We start from the raw sequence: 19,960 nt of genomic DNA, 5'->3' as shown, positions 1-19,960 counted from the left end.
CATGCTTAAGATCGGTAATGCGGCTGTTGCAGACACAGTCAGGTTTCATGTCGACGAAACGGCCGAGTGCATCATCGGCGACGGTGTTGAGTTGCGCGACAACGTCGTCATTGAGTGTGGTGCAGGAGGCTACTTGAACATCGCTTCCGGTGCGGTCATCAATTACGGCACATGGATCAACGGCAGCGGCAAGGTCACAATTGGCAAGGATGTGTTAATTGCTCCCAACGTCTCCATCACCTCATCGACACACCGATATGACTTGCGCGCGCCCATCAAGGATCAGGGGCTCCGACTGGCAAGTGTCTGCATTGGTGACGACGTCTGGATCGGCGCCAATTCTTCGGTGCTGGCGGGCGTGGAAATCGGCCGGGGCGCAATTATTGCAGCGAATTCGGTCGTGAAATTCAACGTACCTGCGGACAGCATCGCGGCAGGTGACCCGGCTGTAAAAGTGGCATCGCGCAAATACAAGCGTGTGGTGTTTTATACGCTGCCGCTTATATTGCGAGATCGTCCGACTCTGTTCAGCAGCATTGTTGATGTCTATCTGCCTTTGGCCAACAAGTTTGCCGACGAGGGCTGGGAATGTATTTTTGTCGGTTCTGACGAGCTGAAAGCCGAGTATCCAGACTTCAGGCATGCCTGGATCAGTCCAGGCATTTACAATTGTGATTATTCGCAATCAGCCCATCCGGATTGGCTGAATGACTGGAAGTGCCTGCTCAATAAAGAACCCCTCGCGTTTCACGACCAGTTCGTCGGGTTGTTGGTCGACAACGTCGAACCCGATCTGGTGTTCTGCTGGAACTATGACGGCTCCCTTGAGACAGCGTGCGCGGCTAAAGACGTTCCTTTGATCTTTAATGAATTGGGTATGTTACGCGCGCCCAATCCCATGGCCTATTACTCGGATGTCCGTGGCGTAAATGTGCGCAGTGGCTTCAGTGCCGAGTTTGCAGAGTATCAGCAACAGTCAGGCAGTCTGCCGACAGATGCCGCGCGGGAAAGGCTCGCGGAGATGGAAGAAAGTTATCGCTTTCAAGGCTCCACCCGAATTCCGACTGCACTGATTCTGCTTCAGGTACAGGATGACTCCAACATTATCATGGGGTCGCCGTTTGCCAGCATGGCCGAATACGTTAAGCATGTGCTCGCGACTGTGGCAGACTCGCCCTACAAGGTGATCGTCAAACCACATCCACTGGATGATGTGCCGGATTTACCTGAGCATGTCCAGATCGCAAACAAGGAAGAAAGTATCGCTGAGCTGATTGCCTGCGCCGATGTGGTGTTCACGATCAATTCCTCGGCAGGCTTCGAAGCTGCGCTGGCCGGTAAGACTGTCTATGTGTTGGGCTCGGCACCCTACAGTGGTACGGGGCTGGTTATCGATGTCGAGCACCCGCAGGATCTTCCAGAGCTGTGGCAAACAAACGGCGCTACGGCGCCATGCTCTACGGAATTGCGTGCGCAAGTACTGGATTTTGCCCAGTCGCACTACTTTTTGACTGCTGCGCAGTTTAACGAACCATCAGCACACCTCGCCCGATTGGCGCGGACAGTTGCTGTGGATCCAGTCAGAAATACCTTCGATCCGGACCTCGAAAGCTACCGGCAGCAGTCCTATATCACTTGGCTTGAAGCGAAGGTTCAAGAAGCACAGGGTGAGTTGGCAACACTTAATGGAATCTATCTGGCCACGCAAGGTGAGCTGTCGAACGTTAGGGATGAACTGCTTTTGACGAACAATCAAATCTCGGACTTGAATGACAAGCTCACTACAGTGCTCGACGACCGCTATCTGGACGATAACGATGAGCTTGTAGAAATTCAAAGGCAACTGCTCTTGGAGCAGGAGCAACTGAATCTCCAGATCGCATCATGCAAATCAGAAATAGACGTGCTGAAACACGATCTCTACCAGATTTATATCTCGAAGTCCTGGCGCATGACCCGCCCATTCAGGGGCGTTCGGAAGGTCCTGCTGCGTGGCTACTGGAAATTACGGAGCATACAGACGAACCCGCGTGTCGTTCTGCGGCCGATTTATCAGAAACTGCCCTTTTTGATTGGCGTGCGCATGCGTTTGCGGAATTTGGCCAATGCGGCACGGGCCAAGATGATGCGTGCCATCAACTCGCGAAATAATCTCAAAGCTTTACAGACTATTGCTGATCGGCGTTTTGGTTACACGCATAGTTCTCGTGTTTCCGACGTGCAGCCATTGATCGATGTTTCGATTGTCACCTACAACAGCAGTAAATGGGTTGAGGGATTTTTTGCATCGTTGAAAGCGCAAGATTACCCGCTGCAAAAGTTGAATCTGTGCTTCGTCGATAACGGTTCAAAGGACTGCACCGTTAAAGATCTACAGCGCTGGAAGGCTCAGCTGGGCGCCGAGCTGGCGGGTTTTGAGGTTATCCAGGGCGACAATGTGGGTTTCGGTTTGGGGCATGACCGGGCGATCAAGACTGGAGATTCGGAATATGTTCTGATCAGTAATATCGATATCGTGTTCGCTCACGACTCGATCGCCAAGGTGGTGGCCGCGGCTAATGCGGATACTGCTGGTGCCGTTGGCACATGGGAGTTGCGCCAGGCACCGTATGAACATCCGAAATATTATGATCCGGTGACCCACGAAACAAACTGGTCTTCCCACGCCTGTATTCTGATACGGCGTTCCGCCTATGCCAAAGTAGGAGGATACGAGCATGAAATCTTCATGTATGGCGAAGATGTCGAGTTGTCCTACCGACTGCGTTCCTACGGTTACCTGTTGAAGTACTGCCCGTCTGCGGTGGTTTATCACTACACCTATGAGCACGAAAACCACGTCAAGCCGATACAGTTCGCTGGCAGTACATTGGCCAATGCTTACCTTCGCCTGCGTTATGGTGATTTTTGTGACAAGTTTGGCGGGCTGGCACTGCAAATTGCGCTGTTGTTCCGGCCTGAGGCCTACGCAGGCGCACGCCGTGATCTGATCGGCAACATCGGCAAGATAGTGCGCAAGGCGCCGCACTTTCTGTCGGGCAAAGGTTCCAGTAAGGAGGCAGGTTTTCCTTTTCGCGGGTTTGACTACGAGATGACTCGCGACGGTGCGTTCTGGGCCATAGGTGAACCGCTGGAACATGCGCCACTGGTGACGATCGTGACCCGGACTTACCGTAACCGAAACGAGTTCCTTCGCCAGGCGATCATCTCTGTCCTGAATCAGACCTATCCCAACGTGGAGCTGGTTGTGGTGGAGGACGGTGGTGAAACCATGAAGGGGGTGGTGGGAGAGTTCCAGTCCCCTGACGGTCGTGAAATCCGCTTTTATGGCATGGACAAGGTGGGGCGCTCGGTGACAGGCAATTATGGCCTGGAGATGGCTAAGGGCGAATATTGCATGTTCCTGGATGACGATGACCTATTGTTCTCGGATCACGTTGAGGTACTGGTTGCCGCCTTATCGAAAAACTCGCAGTCAGTGGCGGCATACTCGCTGGCCATGGAAGTAGGAACGATTGTCGGAGCAGATGGTCGTTACACCGAACTCAGCCATGAAACACCGTCCTACTACAAACATGAGTATGACTACAACATTCTGCTCGATCACAACTTCATCCCGATTCAGTCGTTGCTGTTTCAACGCGCTTTGTACTTGCAGCGAGGTGGGTTCGAGACGGACATGAGCAATCTGGAAGACTGGAACCTGTGGTTGAGATATGGTTACGGCAATATATTCTCATATGTAGCCAAGACTACGTCGTTGTTCCGCACACCTGCTGACCCGAATGTGCGTCTGGAACGGCACAAGCTGTTGCACGAGGCTTACCATACGGCCAAGGACCGCGCAGCGAAGTCGTGCGAAGGTTACAGAACGGTAAATTGATCCGTGCTTCAGGCTGATCAGTGACAGAAAAAAGCCATTTAGATATGGCTTTTTTCATGATCTGCGATGTGGGTACTTTGCCCGGTAAACGGAAATGCTGCGTTCTGCGCAGCCCGCGGCAAATTTCACGTTCCGGTTCGTCTGGAGGCAAGTTCAATCACTATCCAGATCCTAGAGTCTAGATTGACGCATCGCAGGGCTGTACACTACCGAACGCTCAGCGTCGCGACGAGGCCGTCTTCCAGTAGTAAGGCGTGACCATCTGTAATTGAGTTCTTTGGTGTGAGGTTCCGGACTCTACCGGTGGCAGGCTCTCTGCCTAGCGCTTCACTTTTTCGATGAATTTAGTGGGTATTGAAGTGATCGATTTATTATTGATGTGGATGGTTTTTTTTGGCTGGGTGGTTTTGTTCTCTTCCGCATTAGTTGGTGTCTCTCGCGCAGAGTATATTTGTGCCTGCTCGGGAATTATGATTACACTTTATTTGTTTGCCTGTCTGCAGCTTCTTTCATTAGGCATTATTTTTGTAGTTATCTTGGGAGTCGTTGGGATAGGGCTTGCGTTATGGAAGTTGCTATATACTGAAAGTCAGAAATGGACTGTTATTCGTGTCGGTGTCGAATTGTCAGCGATTTTCACGATCGCGTTTTTCGCATCGTGGGGTGCCAATTATTGGGCTTGGGACGAGTTTTCGCACTGGGGCGCTCAGATTGAGTTCTTGATTACTCAGAAAAACCTTCCCGTCGCACCGGGCGTACTTATTTTTCCGGATTACATTCCAGGAATATCGCTATTTCGGTACTTTGGCGAGGTGTTGCTTAAAGGTACCGGTATCAGTGCGTCTTATTTCTTGACTTGGGTTATGGCGTTGTCTGGGCTATACGCTATTTCATATTCTGAGTCTAAATACAAATTTGCAGGAACTGCCGTTGCTGTTTTTTTTGCATATTTGATTTTTTTTCAAGCGCTTGTTTCAGCCTTGTATGTTGATCCGTTACAGGCTGTTATTTTTTTGTGTGCTTTGAAGTTTGCGCATGAGAAAGGTGCCGAGGCTTTTAAGGTCGTCGCTGTTTTGTGTGTGTCGTTAGTTTTAATGAAGCATGTTGGTTTAATATTTTCTTTTTTTGTTCTGGTGTACTTTTTTGCTGTAAGGGTTTTTCTATACAAGGAAAAACTAATTGCTGTTTTTCCGCGCGCCTTGTTTTTGCTTGGTTTGGTGTGTGTCGGATATTTCACTTGGGTTATTTATGTTGGGTTTTATGGTTTGTCACGCGACGTCGTTGATGTTTCTAAATTAAGCGGAGGTGCTGGAGTTTTTGCAAATTTATGGAAAGGTTTATTGGTCGTCTTAAATAATAAGTTTGTACATGCAGGGTTTATTGATCCGCTTTACGTGACAAGCATTAATTTTAAGTCTGCTCCAGTATGGTTTTTTGTTGCTGCTATTTTTGCTTTAAGTATATCCTTGGTTTTTTGTAGTTCTATTCCCTCGCGAAATAAGCTGATAGCTGTCGGTCTTCTAATTGCGACGAATGTAAGTTATACATTGTTTTTGGCTTATATTGCGGCCGTGACCCCTTGGGGGCAGGATCCCTATTCGTTTTCAAGATATCTAATGGTGGTATTGTTTGCGACATTTTTGATGCAGTTTCTGGTCGTGCGGAATCATATTTCCACTCTGGTATTTGCTATTTTTGTGGCTGCAATGGTTTCGTTTAGTACGGTTGTGAGCCCATCCTTGCTATCGGTTTTTGTGACGTCTAAAAGACCACCTGTCATGGTAAATGAAGAGTATCGCTTAAAGGCTGAAAAGCTTAAGAAATATGCCAATGAAAACGACCTGGTTTGGTATGTTAATGATCAAAATATAACTCTTGGCTATTTCATTTTCAAAATGAAAGCCATGCCGTTAAAGTTTATTGCTTATTCTGCAGGGTATGACATATATCATAATAATAACCTGGAGCGCGGAATTAATTTGGACTACAGGCAGCGTCTCTTTGCGCGAAAGTTATGCAGCGTGAAATATATTTATATTGATAATATGTCACCCCTTTTTTGGAATCAGTTTTCCAGGTTCTTTGATGTTGCGAAGGGTGCTGTATATGAGGTCGTTCCTAGCGGCGATAAAACCTGTACTGCCAGATTAGTTTCAATGTGAGGTTTTTTTTGTGAAAGACATAGTTTTTCTTTTGGTTTATGTGTTTGGAATGGTGTTTGGTCAGGTCCTGTTTAAGAGGGTTGCGATTTCCATTTCCACTCATGGTAGTATTTACGCCATCGCTGGTGCGCTGTTGACGAGTTTTGAGTTTTTCATGGCTATAGGTATTTATGGCCTTCTGACGATCTACTGGATTTGGCTTTTACGTTCCATATCTATATCCTACGCTTACCCATTTGTTTCTCTTTCTATTGCTATAATGGTTTTTTTGGGGTGGTGGCTTTGGGGTGAAAAAATCAACTGGTTTCATATTTCCGGTGTTTTCTTCATTTTGGTTGGCGTTGTTCTTGTCGGCGTTTCGGGTGATTGATTTATGAATAAGGTTTGGATCGTAATCGCAGCATATAATGAGGCAAGCGTTATTTCGCGGGTCGTTGAAGATGTTCGTTTGGTTTTTGAAAATGTTGTTGTTGTTGATGACGGCTCATCAGATGAAACTTATTCTGAACTCAAAAAAACAGGTGCTTGGTGCATTGCTCACCCGATTAATCTTGGGCAAGGAGCTGCTTTGCAAACAGGGATAGAGTTTGCTATAAAAAATGACGCCGAATATATTGTTACATTTGATGCCGATGGGCAGCACTCCATTCAAGATGTTGTTGGTATGCTCAATTTAATTAAAACTGGCGATATTGATGTCGTTCTGGGCTCGCGCTTTCTTGGTAATGCAGTTGGGATTACAAAATTCCGTCGTGTTTTCCTGAAGTGTGCTGCTTTTTTTACAGGTGTTGTGAGTGGCGTCTGGTTAACCGATGCCCATAATGGGTTAAGAGTTTTTACGGTAAATGCAGCCAGGCAGATTAAAATCAGACAGAACAGAATGTCGCATGCATCTGAAATTATTGATATTATTGGGGCGTGTCGCTTAGTTGTTAAAGAGTATCCGGTTACGATTACATATACGGAGTACTCAATCGCCAAGGGGCAGAAGTTATCTAATTCGTTCTCGATTTTACTTGAGCAGTTGTCCTCGAAGTTTATACGGTGATTTTATGAAAATTATCCTTGTGTTGTTTTTTGTTTTTTTAATAGTGTGTGCAATTATTCAGCGGCAGCGTGTGCGCTTTATCCCTTGGGTAGTAGTGTTCTTTTCTTGCTGCTCGATATATTTTGTATTGCTTCCTGAACATTCAACGGTGGTAGCTGAGTTTTTTGGGGTTGGTCGTGGAGCTGACTTACTTCTTTACTTGTGGTTTGCCATTGGCTCTTTGTTTATATTTTTCCTTACTGTTCAAATTAAATCTCTAAATGAAAATATAACAAGTCTTTCGCGTTTTATTGCGATTGACCGCGCGGTTCGGGGCGAAAACTCGGAAAGGCCTGTTACCGGTTCTAAAGAGGAATAGGCGGAAGGGGCGCCTTTCAGAGTTCTGGCGCGGCGCCCAGAGGCATCATTCTCAAAGAACAGTTTTTGCAGAATGCTCGTGCTGATTGAAACTGACACATCCTGTCGATTGAAAATTGCTCAGGGAGGATTGCTGTTTTTTTCGCAGCAGCTGTGGATAAGCTTAGCAGCGGTGTCCTGGTTGAAAACGCATCTGGCTCCACCGTATGCGGGCATGCGGTGGGGACCTAATGGTGCAGATCAAAACGATTCATCGTCCTCGATACCTTCTCCGTACTTATGCTTTCGTTCACGCGTGATGACACGCCGGTGTGCTCGTATAGCCGTAACCGCTCCACCAACCCCACATTCAAAGCGCTTAGATGATCCCGATTCTCTCGGGAGCCAGTCCGCGATGATGCGATCCGATGCCAAAGTCGAAAAGTCTATCTGACCCAAGCCCGTCGACTTCCGAAAGGCCATCGATAGACTTGCTGTTCTTGTCGAGTTTGACTAGACGCGCGATTCGCCCTTCCTGATCGATAGAAAGAACTGGTTATTCAGCGATACAACCAAAGGCGCGATGGCCAGTTCTCAACTTTAGAGCCCGATCGAGACAGCCAAAGCTGATGGCCAAGAACCCTGTGCGTGGCTGCAACGCGCATTTGAACGCCTACCCACGGCTGCTTCGGTTGTGGCTTATGCAGGCTTGCTGCCGTGGAACTGTTCATCTAAATCACCTGGCCCAGAGCTCCACCCACTTTGAAATGGGTGGGATTTATTGCGCTTACAACAGAGCCGGATGCGGCGCCTAATGCGTACGCTACGCCTGCTGGGGCTTTGCTCAACCGGCACTTCAGCCCTTTTGCGACGATTTGTTCGCATCTCGAGAACTCAAGAATTCTGCCGCATGTTCACTTGGCAGGAGCTTGAGTCGATTTGCTGGTAAGGTTTCGCTAGCGTTTGTTTTGTAATGCGGATCTTTTACTCCGTACAATGTGTCAGCCGGTTCAACCAACGGAGCAGGTCAGATTGGGGCGAGGGAATATGGGAAAGCTACGCGGATTTTTGTTGGCGCTACCGCGCAGACAAAAGCGACTGATTCAGGTGCTGACGGATATCGTCCTCGTCTGGGCGGCGCTCTGGATGGCGTTTATCGTGCGTCTTGGGGTCGACGAGATGGTCAATCCTATAAAAGTCCATCTCTGGCTGTTCATCTGCGCCCCTCTTGTCGCTATTCCTCTCTTTATCCGATTCGGTATGTATCGTGCGGTCATGCGATATTTTGGCAATGATGCGTTGGTCGCTATCATCAAGGCCGTAAGTCTCTCTTCGTTGATACTCGCTCTGGTGGTTTATTGGTACAGCAACCACGAGGCCGTTGTCCCCCGTTCGATCATTTTCAACTATTGGTGGCTCAGTCTCGTCATCATCGGTGGCTTGCGCCTATGCATGCGTCAATATTTCATGGGCGACTGGTTCACGGCTGCCCAACATGTCCCGTTCACTAATCGCGACGATGGCCTGACGAAAGTAGCGATTTATGGTGCGGGTGTGGCGGGTAACCAGTTGGTCGCTGCGTTGCGCATGGGGCGAGTAATGCGTCCGGTAGCATTCATCGATGACGACTCGAGTATTGCAGACCGTTCAATCTCGGGCCTACAGGTCTATAAGCCAAAACATATCCAGCAAATGATCGATGTGACGGGTGCGCAGGAAGTCTTGTTGGCACTCCCATCTTCGACGCGAGCCAGACGTCGGGAGATCCTTAATTTCCTTGAAGGCTTTCCGCTGCATGTGCGTAGCGTTCCCAATTTCACCGACCTGGCCAGCGGCCGTGTAAAGGTAGAAGACATTCAAGAAGTCGACATCGCTGACTTGCTGGGACGTGATGCGGTGCCCGCACAACATGACTTGCTCGAGCACTGCATTAAAGGCAAGACAGTTTTGGTGACGGGTGCAGGCGGGTCGATTGGATCAGAACTTTGTCGCCAGATTTTTTTACTGAGACCTACCACGCTCCTTTTGTTTGAACACAGCGAGTTCAACCTTTACAGCATCCTTTCGGAGTTGGAGCAACGTGGTGTTCGGGAGTCTGTTTCTGTCAAATTGCTCCCGATCCTCGGCTCTATCCGCCATCAGGGTAAACTTCTTGATGTCATGAAAACTTGGCGCGTGGACACCGTCTATCACGCCGCCGCTTACAAGCACGTGCCAATCGTTGAGCACAATATTGCTGAAGGCGTACTCAATAACGTCATTGGTACACTGAATACCGCTCAGGCCGCGCTTCAGTCAGGTGTTGCCAACTTCGTCCTGATCTCCACTGACAAGGCGGTGAGACCGACCAATGTCATGGGCAGCACCAAACGACTCGCCGAGTTAACCCTCCAGGCCCTCAGTCGCGAGATTGCTCCCGTTTTGTTCGACGACAAAGCTAATGTTTCACGGGTAAACAAAACCCGTTTCACGATGGTTCGTTTTGGCAATGTATTAGGCTCATCGGGCTCCGTAATTCCACTATTCCACAGCCAGATCAAATCCGGTGGCCCTCTGACGGTAACTCACCCCAAAATCACCCGCTACTTCATGACTATCCCGGAAGCCGCGCAATTGGTCATACAGGCCGGTTCCATGGGACAGGGCGGTGATGTGTTTGTACTTGACATGGGCGAGCCGGTTAGAATCGTCGAACTGGCTGAGAAAATGATTCACTTGTCGGGTTTGAGTATTCGTTCTGAGAAAAATCTGCACGGTGATATTTCCATTGAGTTCACCGGCCTGCGCCCAGGTGAAAAGCTTTATGAAGAGTTGCTGATCGGCGATAACGTTTCGGCCACTCAACACCCGATGATCATGAGTGCCAACGAAGATTACCTCCCTTGGGACGTTCTCAAAGGGCGCTTGGCAGACTTGCTAATCGCCGTTGAGCAGGACGACTACTCCCGCGTCCGCCAACTCCTGCGCGAAACCGTCTCCGGCTACACCCCCGATGGCGAAATCGTCGACTGGATCTACCAGCAGCGCCGTCTCGAGCCCTGATTGTTTCACATCCTGTAACGCACGCATTTTTGACATCGCTCCACCATGACCTACGTTTGGAGAGCAGCTTCGGAAAAGCTGCTTTCTCAAACGATGATGGAGCGTCACTAATGCGTACCGGTTACTTCTACTCTCTGATTTTCGCTTTCCTCACCAGCGCCTCGATCGCCGCTATTGCCGCACCTGTTGCGCCAGCGGAGACACCCAATGCGCCTTTGGTGATGGATGCCGCGGCACCTTCCCAAAGTGCAAAAGTCGATCTCAACGCTGCCGACGCGGCAGCGCTACAAAAGGAACTGGCGGGAGTCGGTGAGGCCAAGGCCAAAGCAATTGTTACGTATCGTGAAACAAACGGGCCATTCTCCTCGGTGGATGAGTTGCTGGAAGTGAAGGGTATCGGCAAGGCGATTCTGGATCGCAATCGCGACAAGCTGGAAGTCAACTAAGCTGAGTGTTCAACGCCAAGGGGGCCGGTCATTGACCGGCCTTTTTTACTTGCGCAGCGCATGGCCGCGGGCAGTGATGGAGAGGGCACCCGTCGGACAATTTGAAATTACGGCTATCATATTGCGTTTAGATTATGCCTATAATAATTTGCCGATGCGTCGAGCCAATACGCCTCATCGGCAACTTCCTTCACCAAACGTTCCAGGAGCATTCTCATGAATTCCGCACAATCTCAAGGTACTGCTCTGGTGACCGGCGCATCGTCCGGAATCGGCGCAATTTACGCTGACCGCCTGGCGGCGCGTGGTTTTGATTTGCTGCTGGTTGCCCGTGACAAGGATCGTCTGGAAAGTGCTGCGAGCCAGTTGCGTGATGCCCATGGCGTTCAGGTCGAAGTACTGAAAGCAGACCTGACGCAAAAGGATGACGTACTCAAACTCGAACAACGTCTGCGCAGCGATTCCAGCATCAGCTTGCTGGTCAATAACGCTGGTGTGGCGGCGGACGGATTGCTGGCCAACGCTGATATGGACCAATTGGAGCGACTGATCCAGTTGAACATCACCGCCGTCACGCGCCTGGCCTCGGCAGCCGCCGCCAGTTTCGCCAAGGCCGGACGCGGCACGATCATCAATATCGCCTCGGTGGTGGCGTTGTTTCCGGAGCGCTTCAACGCTACCTACAGCGCCAGCAAAGCTTATGTACTGAGCCTGACCCAGTCACTGAACACTGAGCTTGAAGGCACCGGCGTGCAGATTCAGGCCGTGCTGCCGGGTGTGACCCGCACCGAAATCTGGGAGCGCTCCGGTATCGATGCCAGTGGCATTCCGGCAGAAATGATCATGGACGCGGACGAGATGGTCGATGCGGCGCTGGCCGGTCTGGATCAGGGCGAGTTGATCACCATTCCTTCGCTGCCTGATGCAGGCGAATGGCACGCCTATGTTGCGGCTCGCCATGTCATGGCACCGAACCTTTCCCGCAGTTCCGCAGCCCAGCGCTACAAGTCCGACAATTGAATTGATCAGAGGTCACCACGGTATGGATTCGCGTCGAATAGTCGTCACGGGCATGGGCCTGGTTTCACCCTTGGGCAGCGATCTTGAAGTCGTATGGCAGCGTTTGCTGGCCGGGCGTTCTGGTTTGCGTAACTTGCCTGAGGCAACGGTCGCTGATTTGCCCACGCGAGTCGGCGGCGCGGTGCCGACGCTGGAAGAGGACGCTGAAGCAGGTTTCGATCCGGATCGCGCCACGCCACCCAAGGAACAGAAGAAGATGGACCGCTTTATTCTGTTCGCCATGGAGGCTGCCCGGCAGGCGCTGGAGCAGGCTGACTGGCATCCGTCGGAGAGCGAAAGCCAGGAGCGTACCGCAACGATCATCGGTTCCGGTGTCGGTGGTTTCGGTGCGATTGCCGACGCCGTGCGCACCACCGACAGTCGCGGTCCTCGGCGTTTGTCACCGTTTACCATTCCGTCGTTTCTGGTCAATCTCGCGGCCGGGCACGTGTCCATTCAGCATGGCCTCAAAGGTCCTTTGGGCGCACCGGTGACGGCGTGCGCTGCAGGTGTTCAAGCGATTGGCGATGCGGCGCGATTGATCCGCGCCGGTGAAGCGGATATTGCCGTGTGCGGCGGCGCGGAAGCCTGCATCGACCGCGTCAGTCTGGCCGGTTTTGCGGCGGCGCGGGCACTGTCGAGCGGTTACAACGATACCCCGGAGCGCGCGTCACGGCCGTTCGACAGCGGTCGCGACGGTTTCGTGATGGGCGAGGGCGCGGGGCTGTTGGTGATCGAATCTCTGGAACATGCCTTGGCGCGTGGCGCGAAGCCGTTGGCGGAACTGGTCGGTTATGGCACCAGCGCCGACGCCTATCACCTGACGGCCGGACCTGAAGATGGCAGTGGTGCGCGGCGGGCGATGACGCTGGCACTGGCCCAGGCGGGTATCGAGCCGGGTCAGGTGCAGCACCTCAACGCTCACGCGACTTCGACCCCAGTGGGCGATCTGGGTGAGTTGGCCGCGATCAAGGCGTTGTTCGGTACCGAGAATAAAATCGCCGTGACCTCGACCAAGTCAGCCACCGGTCACTTGCTCGGCGCTGCCGGCGGGCTTGAAGCCATTTTCACATTGTTGGCGATTCGTGATCAGGTGGTGCCGCCGACGCTGAATTTCGACAACCCCGATCCGGCGAGCGCAGGCGTGGATATTGTTCATGGCCAAGCGCGGCCGATGTCGATTGAGTACGCACTGTCCAACGGTTTCGGGTTTGGCGGGGTCAATGCCAGCGTGTTGTTCAAACGCTGGCAGGCTTAGTCCCGGTTCTTGAGGTGGTCGCGGGTGACATCGAGAATGCGTTGCGCAAACTCGGCATCCGCGACACTGCGTGACAGCAGCAGCGCGCCAACCAGTGTCGACATGATGACAATGGCGCGGTCAGCGTTATTTTCGCCTTCGAGGCTGTTTTCGATCTGCTCCAGCCGTGCATTCAGGACCACGTCGCTGGTCGGGCTCGGTTGTCCGCGCAGGCCAAGTTCGGAAGAGATGGTCGGCAATGGGCAGCCTTCATGCGGCGATGTTTGATGCCATTCGGACAGGTACGTCTCTATGAACGCATGGAGCGGGTTGTCCTGGGCAAAAATCTCGGCGCATAACCCGTCGACCTGCTGGCCGGCCTCCTGCAAGGCTTTCTCGACCAACTCGTCCTTGGATCTGAAATGTGAGTAGAAACCGCCGTGGGTCAGACCCAGCGCTTTCATCAGGGGTTGCAGGCCTGTAGCGCCGATTCCGTCTTTGCGAAAGCGTGCCGAAGCCTCCTTGATGATGCGCTTATGAGTCTGGGCTTTATGATCCTGCGAATAACGCATCTGAAACTCTCCGCAACAATGTCCCCATCTTAACCAAGGAAAATTAGATGGTGACTGTACTTCTACTTCTTAAAAGCGTGCGGATAGGTTCAATGGCTATTAAAAGCACAAACCCCACCGATTAAGGCGGGGTAGTGTTCAACGGTCTTGTGCATCTTTGGCGTCCGCTTCGGCATTGCGTTGAGCAACGCGCCGGCGTTCTTCATCGGTCAGATCGACCTTGTTGGCGGTGTCACGCAACATCATCAATCCGCCGACGATCGAGCCGATTGCAATCACCAGAATCAACCAGGCATACCAAGGCATAACGGCTCTCCTTAAGGGCAGTTCGACGGACGAGGGTTTCGCCGTGCGACGCTGCATACCACGTTTGAGCGAAGTGACTTCGCAGTGGTTCCATTCTAGGCCGCTTGTACCCGGTACACCCGAAATCCCTCAATTACCCGTCAGCATTGCATCGGCCGGTGCATTGGCACGCAGTTGCCCGGTCAGCAGGAAATAGCCGAAACCGACCGCCATGAAGCCGAGGAAGATCAACCCGATCAACGCGTTGAACCAGGCCATCGCCACCAGACAAACCACCGCCAGCACCAAGGCAATCAGCGGAATCAACGGATAGCACGGCGCGCGAAAGGTGCGTTCCAGATTCGGTTCCGATTTGCGCAGTTTGAACAGGCTGAGCATGCTCATGATGTACATCACGATGGCGCCGAACACGGCCATGGTGATCATCGCGGCGGTCAGGGTCATGCCACCCAGGTTGATCAGACCATCGCTGTAAATTGCCGCAATGCCGATGATGCCGCCGACAATGATGGCGCGATGCGGCGTCTGGAAGCGCGAGAGTTTCGCCAGCGAGGCGGGCAGGTAACCGGCACGGGCGAGGGCGAAGAACTGCCGCGAGTAGCCGAGGATGATGCCGTGGAAACTGGCGACCAGACCGAACAGGCCGATCCACACCAGCATGTGCAGCCAGCCGGAGTTGTCACCCACCACGGTTTTCATCGCCTGTGGCAGTGGGTCGTTGATGTTGGCCAGGGTGCGCCAGTCGCCAACGCCGCCGGCGAAGAACATCACACCCATGGCCAAAAACACCAGCGTCAGGATGCCGCTGATGTAGGCCTTTGGAATCGTGCGTTTCGGATCCTTGGCTTCTTCGGCAGCCATCGCTGCGCCTTCAATCGCCAGGAAAAACCAGATCGCAAACGGAATCGCGGCGAACATCCCGGCAATCGCTGGCGCACCGAACACATCCGAACCGGCCCAGCCATTCAGTGCGAAGTTGCTGAAGCTGAAGGCCGGCGCGACCACGCCCATGAACACCAGCAACTCGGCCACCGCCAGTACGCAGACCACCAACTCGAAGGTCGCCGCCAGTTTCACCCCGAGAATGTTCAGCCCCATGAACACGATGTAAGCGCCGACCGCCGCATGCTTCGGATCGAGTGCCGGAAACTGCACATTCAGGTAGGCGCCAATGGCCAGGGCAATGGCCGGTGGCGCGAAGACGAATTCGATCAGCGTCGCCAGCCCGGCGATCAATCCGCCTTTTTCACCAAACGCTCGACGACTATAGGCAAACGGCCCGCCGGCATGGGGAATCGCCGTGGTGAGTTCGGTGAAACTGAAAATGAAGCAGGTGTACATGGTCGCGACCATGAACGAGGTCACCAGGAAACCCAGCGTCCCGGCCACGCCCCAGCCATAACTCCAGCCGAAGTACTCCCCGGAAATCACCAGCCCTACGGCGATACCCCACAGATGCAAGGTGCCCAGCGTGGGTTTGAGTTGTGTGTTCATGCGTTTGCTCCCTGAACGGTTTGGAAAGCTCAGGGAAGGGCGTTTGCAGCGGGCGTGCCATTGCTGTGAAACAAGTCGTAATGAGTTGAAAGCTGTCGTATCGGGGATGTTCGCGGTGGGATAGCTGCTTTTTGTGCGCCAGTTGAGTGCGATGTTGCTCGTTATGCCGTCTTCGCGAGCAGGCTCGCTCCCATAGGGGAATGCATTTCAAATTGTGGGAGCGAGCCTGCTCGCGAAGAGGCCCGGCCTGACGGCGTAAAAACCTGCTGTAACGCCAGCATAAACCCACTCTTTACGCTTTCTTTATGCCCAGCCAGACCCCTCGCTCTCGTTCCTTTACAGCCACCTTTCCGACAATGCCTCCACACGCGGCAATACGCCGTAACACGGAGATCTTCCATGAGCGTTCTGGACGGGGTGTCACTGCTGTTGGCAGTGGGGCTGTTCATTTATCTGTTGGTTGCGCTGTTGCGCGCGGATCGGAACTAGGAGCGGCTATGCACAGTTATGACTATTGGCTGATCCTCGCGTTTTTTGCGGTGGTCTTGCTGCCGGCGCCGTTCCTCGGGCGCTTCTACTACAAGGTGATGGAAGGTCAGCGTACCTGGCTGACGCCGGTTCTCGGCCCGGTCGAGCGCGGTTGCTATCGCATCGCCGGGGTCGATCCGCAGGCTGAACAGAGCTGGCAGAAGTACACGCTGGCGCTGCTGGCGTTCAACCTCGCCGGTTTCCTCCTGCTGTTCGCGATTCTGTTGTTCCAGGATCACCTGCCACTGAACCCGCAAAATCTGCCGGGCCAGGAATGGACGCAAGCGTTCAACACCGCGGTCAGTTTCATGACCAACACCAACTGGCAGTCCTACAGCGGTGAGGCGACCCTCAGCTATCTGAGCCAGATGGCCGGCCTCACCGTGCAGAACTTCGTCAGCGCCGCCACCGGCCTCGCCGTACTGGTTGCGCTGTGCCGTGGCATCGGCCGCAAATCGACGAAAACCCTCGGCAACTTCTGGGTCGACATGACCCGCGCCACCCTCTACGGCCTGTTGCCGCTGTGCCTGTTGCTGGCGCTGTATCTGGTCTGGCAGGGCGTGCCACAAACTTTCGCGCAATATGTGAATGCAGTGACCATGCAGGGCGTCGATCAAGTGATCCCGCTCGGCCCGGCCGCCAGTCAGATTGCGATCAAGCAACTGGGCACCAACGGCGGTGGCTTTTTCGGCGTCAACTCGGCGCACCCGTTCGAGAACCCGACCGCGTGGAGCAACCTGTTCGAAGTCGCTTCGATCATTCTGATTCCGGTAGCGCTGGTGTTCACCTTCGGTCACTACGTCAAGGACCTGCGTCAGAGCCGCGCGATCATCGCCTGCATGTTCGCGCTGTTCCTGATCGGTGGCGCGACTTCGCTGTGGGCTGAATACCAACCGAACCCGACCTTGAACAACGCGGCAGTTGAACAGACTGCACCGCTGGAAGGTAAAGAAGCCCGCTTCGGCACCACCGCCACGGTGCTGTGGTCGGTGACGACGACGGCAGCCTCGAACGGCTCGGTCAACGGCATGCACGACAGCCTCAATCCGCTCAGCGGCATGGTCGCGCTGGTCAACATGATGGTCGGCGAAGTGATCTTCGGCGGCGTCGGTGCCGGGCTCTACGGCATGTTGCTCAACGTGCTGATCGCGGTGTTCCTTGCCGGATTGATGATCGGCCGTACACCGGAATACCTCGGCAAGAAACTGCAGGCGCGGGAAGTGCAATTGCTGGTCGTGACACTGTTGGTCATGCCGGTTGGCGTGCTGGTACTCGGCGCGATCGCGGCTGTCCTGCCAGGTCCGGCGGCGACCATCAGCAACCCTGGCCCGCACGGTTTCAGTCAGTTGCTCTACGCCTACACCTCGGCCAGCGCCAACAACGGTTCGGCCTTCGGTGGCCTGAGCGCGAACACACCGTTCCACAACCTGATGTTGGGCCTGGGCATGTTGATCGGTCGCTTCGGCTACATCCTCCCGGTACTGGCACTGGCCGGCAGCCTGGCGATGAAGAAAACCGCACCGATCGGCCAGAACAGCTTCCCGACCCATGGCCCGCTGTTCGTGACCCTGCTGACCGTGACCATTTTGCTGGTGGGCGGCCTGACCTTTCTGCCGACTCTGGCGCTCGGCCCGATTGCCGAACATTTAAGTATGGGCTTCTAAGGAATCCATCATGAATATGCACGTTCCTGCAAAACCTGCAGAGCCGACCAAGTCGGCAGAAGCACCGAAAACCGCGATCTCGGCCCTGTGGCGGCCGGCGCTGGTGCAAGCCTTCGTCAAGCTCGACCCGCGGCAACTGAAACGTTCGCCGGTGATGCTGGTGGTTGAGCTGACGGCGATTTTCACCACCGTGCTGTGCTTCATTCCCGACGCCGACGTGCCGACCTTCGTCGCCGCGCAAATCGCCCTGTGGCTGTGGTTCACCGTGCTGTTCGCCAACTTCGCCGAAGCCTTGGCCGAAGGTCGCGGCAAGGCCCGCGCCGACAGCCTCAAGGCTGGCAGCGAAGGCCTCAGCGCACGACGCAAACAGGCCAACGGCAGTTTTCAGGTGGTCCCGGCTACGAGCCTGCGTAAAGGCGATGTGGTGCGCGTCGAAGCCGGGGAGATGATCCCCGGTGACGGCGAAGTCATCGAGGGCATCGCGGCGGTCAACGAAGCGGCGATCACTGGTGAATCGGCGCCGGTGATCCGTGAGTCCGGCGGCGACCGTTCCGCCGTTACCGGCAACACACGCCTGGTGTCCGACTGGTTGCTGGTCAAGATCACCGCCAACCCCGGTGAATCGACACTCGACCGCATGATCGCGTTGGTTGAAGGCGCCAAGCGCCAGAAAACCCCGAATGAAGTGGCGCTCGATATCCTGCTGATCGGTTTGACCCTGATCTTTCTGCTGGTGGTCGTGACCCTGCAACCGTTCGCTCATTTCGCCAACGGCAGCCTGCCGCTGGTGTTCCTCGTGGCGCTGCTGGTCACGCTGATTCCGACCACCATTGGCGGTCTGCTGTCGGCCATCGGTATCGCCGGGATGGATCGTCTGGTGCGCCTCAACGTGATCGCCAAGTCTGGCCGCGCGGTGGAAGCAGCGGGCGACGTGCACGTGCTGTTGCTGGACAAGACCGGCACCATCACCTTCGGTAACCGTCGTTGCAGCGCGGTGTATGCCGCGCCGGGTGTGAGTGGTCGCGAGCTGGCCGAAGGCGCGCTGTTCGCCTCGTTGGCTGACGAAACCGCTGAAGGTAAATCCATTGTTGAATACCTGCGCGGTCTGCATCCGCAACCGGAGCCGGCGCTGGAAACCTTGACCGCCGTGCCGTTCAGCGCTGAAACCCGTTTGTCCGGCGTCGACTATCAAGGTCGCGTCTACCGCAAAGGTGCGGTGGATTCACTGCTGAGTTTCCTCGGCCAAAAACGCTCGGATCTGGCCCCGGCACTGTCGCGGGAAATCGACAAGATTGCCCAGAGCGGCGGCACGCCATTGCTGGTCTGCGCCGACGGCAAACTGCTTGGCGCGATCCACCTCAAGGACGTGGTCAAACCCGGCATTCGCGAGCGCTTCGCCGAACTGCGCAAACTGGGCATTCGTACCGTGATGGTCACCGGCGACAACCCGCTGACCGCCGCTGCCATCGCCGCTGAAGCAGGCGTCGATGACGTCCTCGCTGAGGCCACGCCGGAGAAAAAACTCGCGCGCATTCGTCACGAGCAAAACGACGGTCGTCTGGTCGCGATGTGCGGCGACGGCGCCAACGATGCCCCGGCGCTGGCCCAGGCTGACGTCGGCATGGCGATGAACGACGGCACCCAGGCTGCCCGCGAAGCGGCGAACATGGTCGACCTCGACAGCGACCCGACCAAGCTGCTCGACGTGGTGCAGATCGGCAAGGAGTTGCTGGTGACTCGCGGTGCGCTGACGACCTTTTCCATCGCCAACGACGTGGCCAAATACTTCGCGATCCTGCCGGCGTTGTTTGCCTCGATTTATCCGCAACTGGGCGTGCTGAACATCATGCAGCTGACCAGTCCGCAGAGCGCGATTCTCTCGGCGATCGTCTTCAACGCCTTGATCATCGTTGTGCTGATTCCGCTAGCGCTGCGCGGTGTGCGCGTCCAGGCGGCGAGTGCGGCGGCGTTGCTGCGGCGCAATCTGTTGATCTATGGATTGGGCGGGATTCTGGTGCCGTTCGTGGGGATCAAGGCGATCGACATGTTGCTCACGGCGCTGCATCTGGTGTGAGGCCGGAAAAAGCCCCTCACCCTAACCCTCTCCCAGAGGGAGAGGGGACTGACCGAGTGGTTTATCAGAGTTTCACCGACTTGAGATACCGAGCCGAACGCAAGTTTTG

Annotated in this window: 15 protein-coding genes and 1 pseudogene; 13 read left to right on the top strand and 3 right to left on the bottom strand. The window is 54.2% G+C overall.

Annotated features, from left to right (window positions below; translation table 11 throughout):
• Window position 1 precedes the first annotated feature (1 nt).
• The 10 genes and pseudogenes from BK670_RS22650 (at window position 2) to fabF (ending at window position 13,234) form a co-directional block, all read left to right on the top strand.
• Window positions 2–3,883 (top strand): glycosyltransferase, encoded by a 3,882-nt coding sequence (locus tag BK670_RS22650; protein ID WP_123453092.1) that lies wholly within the window; start codon window positions 2–4, stop codon window positions 3,881–3,883.
• Window positions 3,884–4,230: 347 nt separating this feature from the next.
• Window positions 4,231–6,045, top strand: coding sequence for a hypothetical protein (locus BK670_RS22645; protein WP_148047037.1), 1,815 nt, complete (start codon window positions 4,231–4,233; stop codon window positions 6,043–6,045).
• A 10-nt stretch (window positions 6,046–6,055) separates the two neighbouring features.
• Window positions 6,056–6,415 carry an EamA family transporter gene (locus BK670_RS22640; protein WP_123453088.1) on the top strand — a complete coding sequence of 120 codons (360 nt, stop codon included), beginning with the start codon at window positions 6,056–6,058 and terminating at the stop codon, window positions 6,413–6,415.
• Window positions 6,416–6,418: 3 nt separating this feature from the next.
• On the top strand, window positions 6,419–7,093 hold the full coding sequence (locus tag BK670_RS22635; protein WP_123453086.1) for a glycosyltransferase family 2 protein: 675 nt from the start codon (window positions 6,419–6,421) through the stop codon (window positions 7,091–7,093).
• A gap of 4 nt (window positions 7,094–7,097) precedes the next feature.
• Window positions 7,098–7,451, top strand: coding sequence for a DUF2304 domain-containing protein (locus BK670_RS22630; RefSeq protein ID WP_123453084.1), 354 nt, complete (start codon window positions 7,098–7,100; stop codon window positions 7,449–7,451).
• Window positions 7,452–7,958: 507 nt separating this feature from the next.
• A pseudogene (locus BK670_RS22625) lies at window positions 7,959–8,195 on the top strand (transposase domain-containing protein); the annotation flags it as partial.
• A gap of 281 nt (window positions 8,196–8,476) precedes the next feature.
• Entirely contained in the window at window positions 8,477–10,471 is a 1,995-nt protein-coding gene (locus BK670_RS22620; RefSeq protein WP_123453082.1) for a polysaccharide biosynthesis protein, read from the top strand.
• Window positions 10,472–10,581: 110 nt separating this feature from the next.
• Window positions 10,582–10,917 (top strand): ComEA family DNA-binding protein, encoded by a 336-nt coding sequence (locus BK670_RS22615; protein WP_123453080.1) that lies wholly within the window; start codon window positions 10,582–10,584, stop codon window positions 10,915–10,917.
• A 216-nt stretch (window positions 10,918–11,133) separates the two neighbouring features.
• Complete coding sequence (locus BK670_RS22610; protein WP_123453077.1) at window positions 11,134–11,937, top strand: SDR family NAD(P)-dependent oxidoreductase; 804 nt, start codon at window positions 11,134–11,136, stop codon at window positions 11,935–11,937.
• Between the two features lie 22 nt (window positions 11,938–11,959).
• A complete protein-coding gene (fabF, locus tag BK670_RS22605) occupies window positions 11,960–13,234 on the top strand; it encodes a beta-ketoacyl-ACP synthase II (protein ID WP_123453075.1) in 1,275 nt (424 codons plus the stop codon).
• On the opposite strand, the gene BK670_RS22600 is transcribed toward fabF, so the two are convergent.
• From BK670_RS22600 to eat, 3 genes are all read right to left on the bottom strand, one after another.
• A complete protein-coding gene (locus tag BK670_RS22600; protein WP_123453073.1) occupies window positions 13,231–13,785 on the bottom strand; it encodes a TetR/AcrR family transcriptional regulator in 555 nt (184 codons plus the stop codon). The two genes, fabF and BK670_RS22600, sit on opposite strands and share 4 nt — an antisense overlap.
• Window positions 13,786–13,923: 138 nt before the next feature.
• Complete coding sequence (locus tag BK670_RS22595) at window positions 13,924–14,091, bottom strand: DUF2897 family protein (RefSeq protein WP_123453071.1); 168 nt, start codon at window positions 14,089–14,091, stop codon at window positions 13,924–13,926.
• 129 nt (window positions 14,092–14,220) lie between these two features.
• Window positions 14,221–15,585, bottom strand: a complete 1,365-nt coding sequence (eat, locus tag BK670_RS22590) for an ethanolamine permease (protein WP_123453069.1) — start codon at window positions 15,583–15,585, stop codon at window positions 14,221–14,223.
• 399 nt (window positions 15,586–15,984) lie between these two features.
• Here eat and kdpF point away from each other — a divergent pair, with 399 nt between their 5' ends.
• Genes kdpF through kdpB form a run of 3 tightly spaced genes read left to right on the top strand, consistent with a single transcriptional unit; the run spans window position 15,985 to window position 19,851 of the window.
• Window positions 15,985–16,074: a K(+)-transporting ATPase subunit F gene (gene kdpF, locus BK670_RS22585; RefSeq protein WP_007899818.1), complete on the top strand. Its 90-nt coding sequence runs from the start codon at window positions 15,985–15,987 to the stop codon at window positions 16,072–16,074.
• 8 nt (window positions 16,075–16,082) lie between these two features.
• A complete protein-coding gene (gene kdpA / locus BK670_RS22580) occupies window positions 16,083–17,777 on the top strand; it encodes a potassium-transporting ATPase subunit KdpA (protein WP_123453067.1) in 1,695 nt (564 codons plus the stop codon).
• Window positions 17,778–17,787: 10 nt separating this feature from the next.
• Window positions 17,788–19,851 (top strand): potassium-transporting ATPase subunit KdpB, encoded by a 2,064-nt coding sequence (kdpB, locus tag BK670_RS22575; protein WP_123453065.1) that lies wholly within the window; start codon window positions 17,788–17,790, stop codon window positions 19,849–19,851.
• Window positions 19,852–19,960 lie beyond the last annotated feature (109 nt).

The sequence above is a fragment of the Pseudomonas fluorescens genome (genome assembly GCF_003732425.1).
In the GTDB taxonomy this organism is placed as follows: domain Bacteria; phylum Pseudomonadota; class Gammaproteobacteria; order Pseudomonadales; family Pseudomonadaceae; genus Aquipseudomonas; species Aquipseudomonas fluorescens_BE.
Note: the sequence above shows the minus strand (reverse complement) of the source record. Positions and strands in the feature narration are given on the sequence as shown.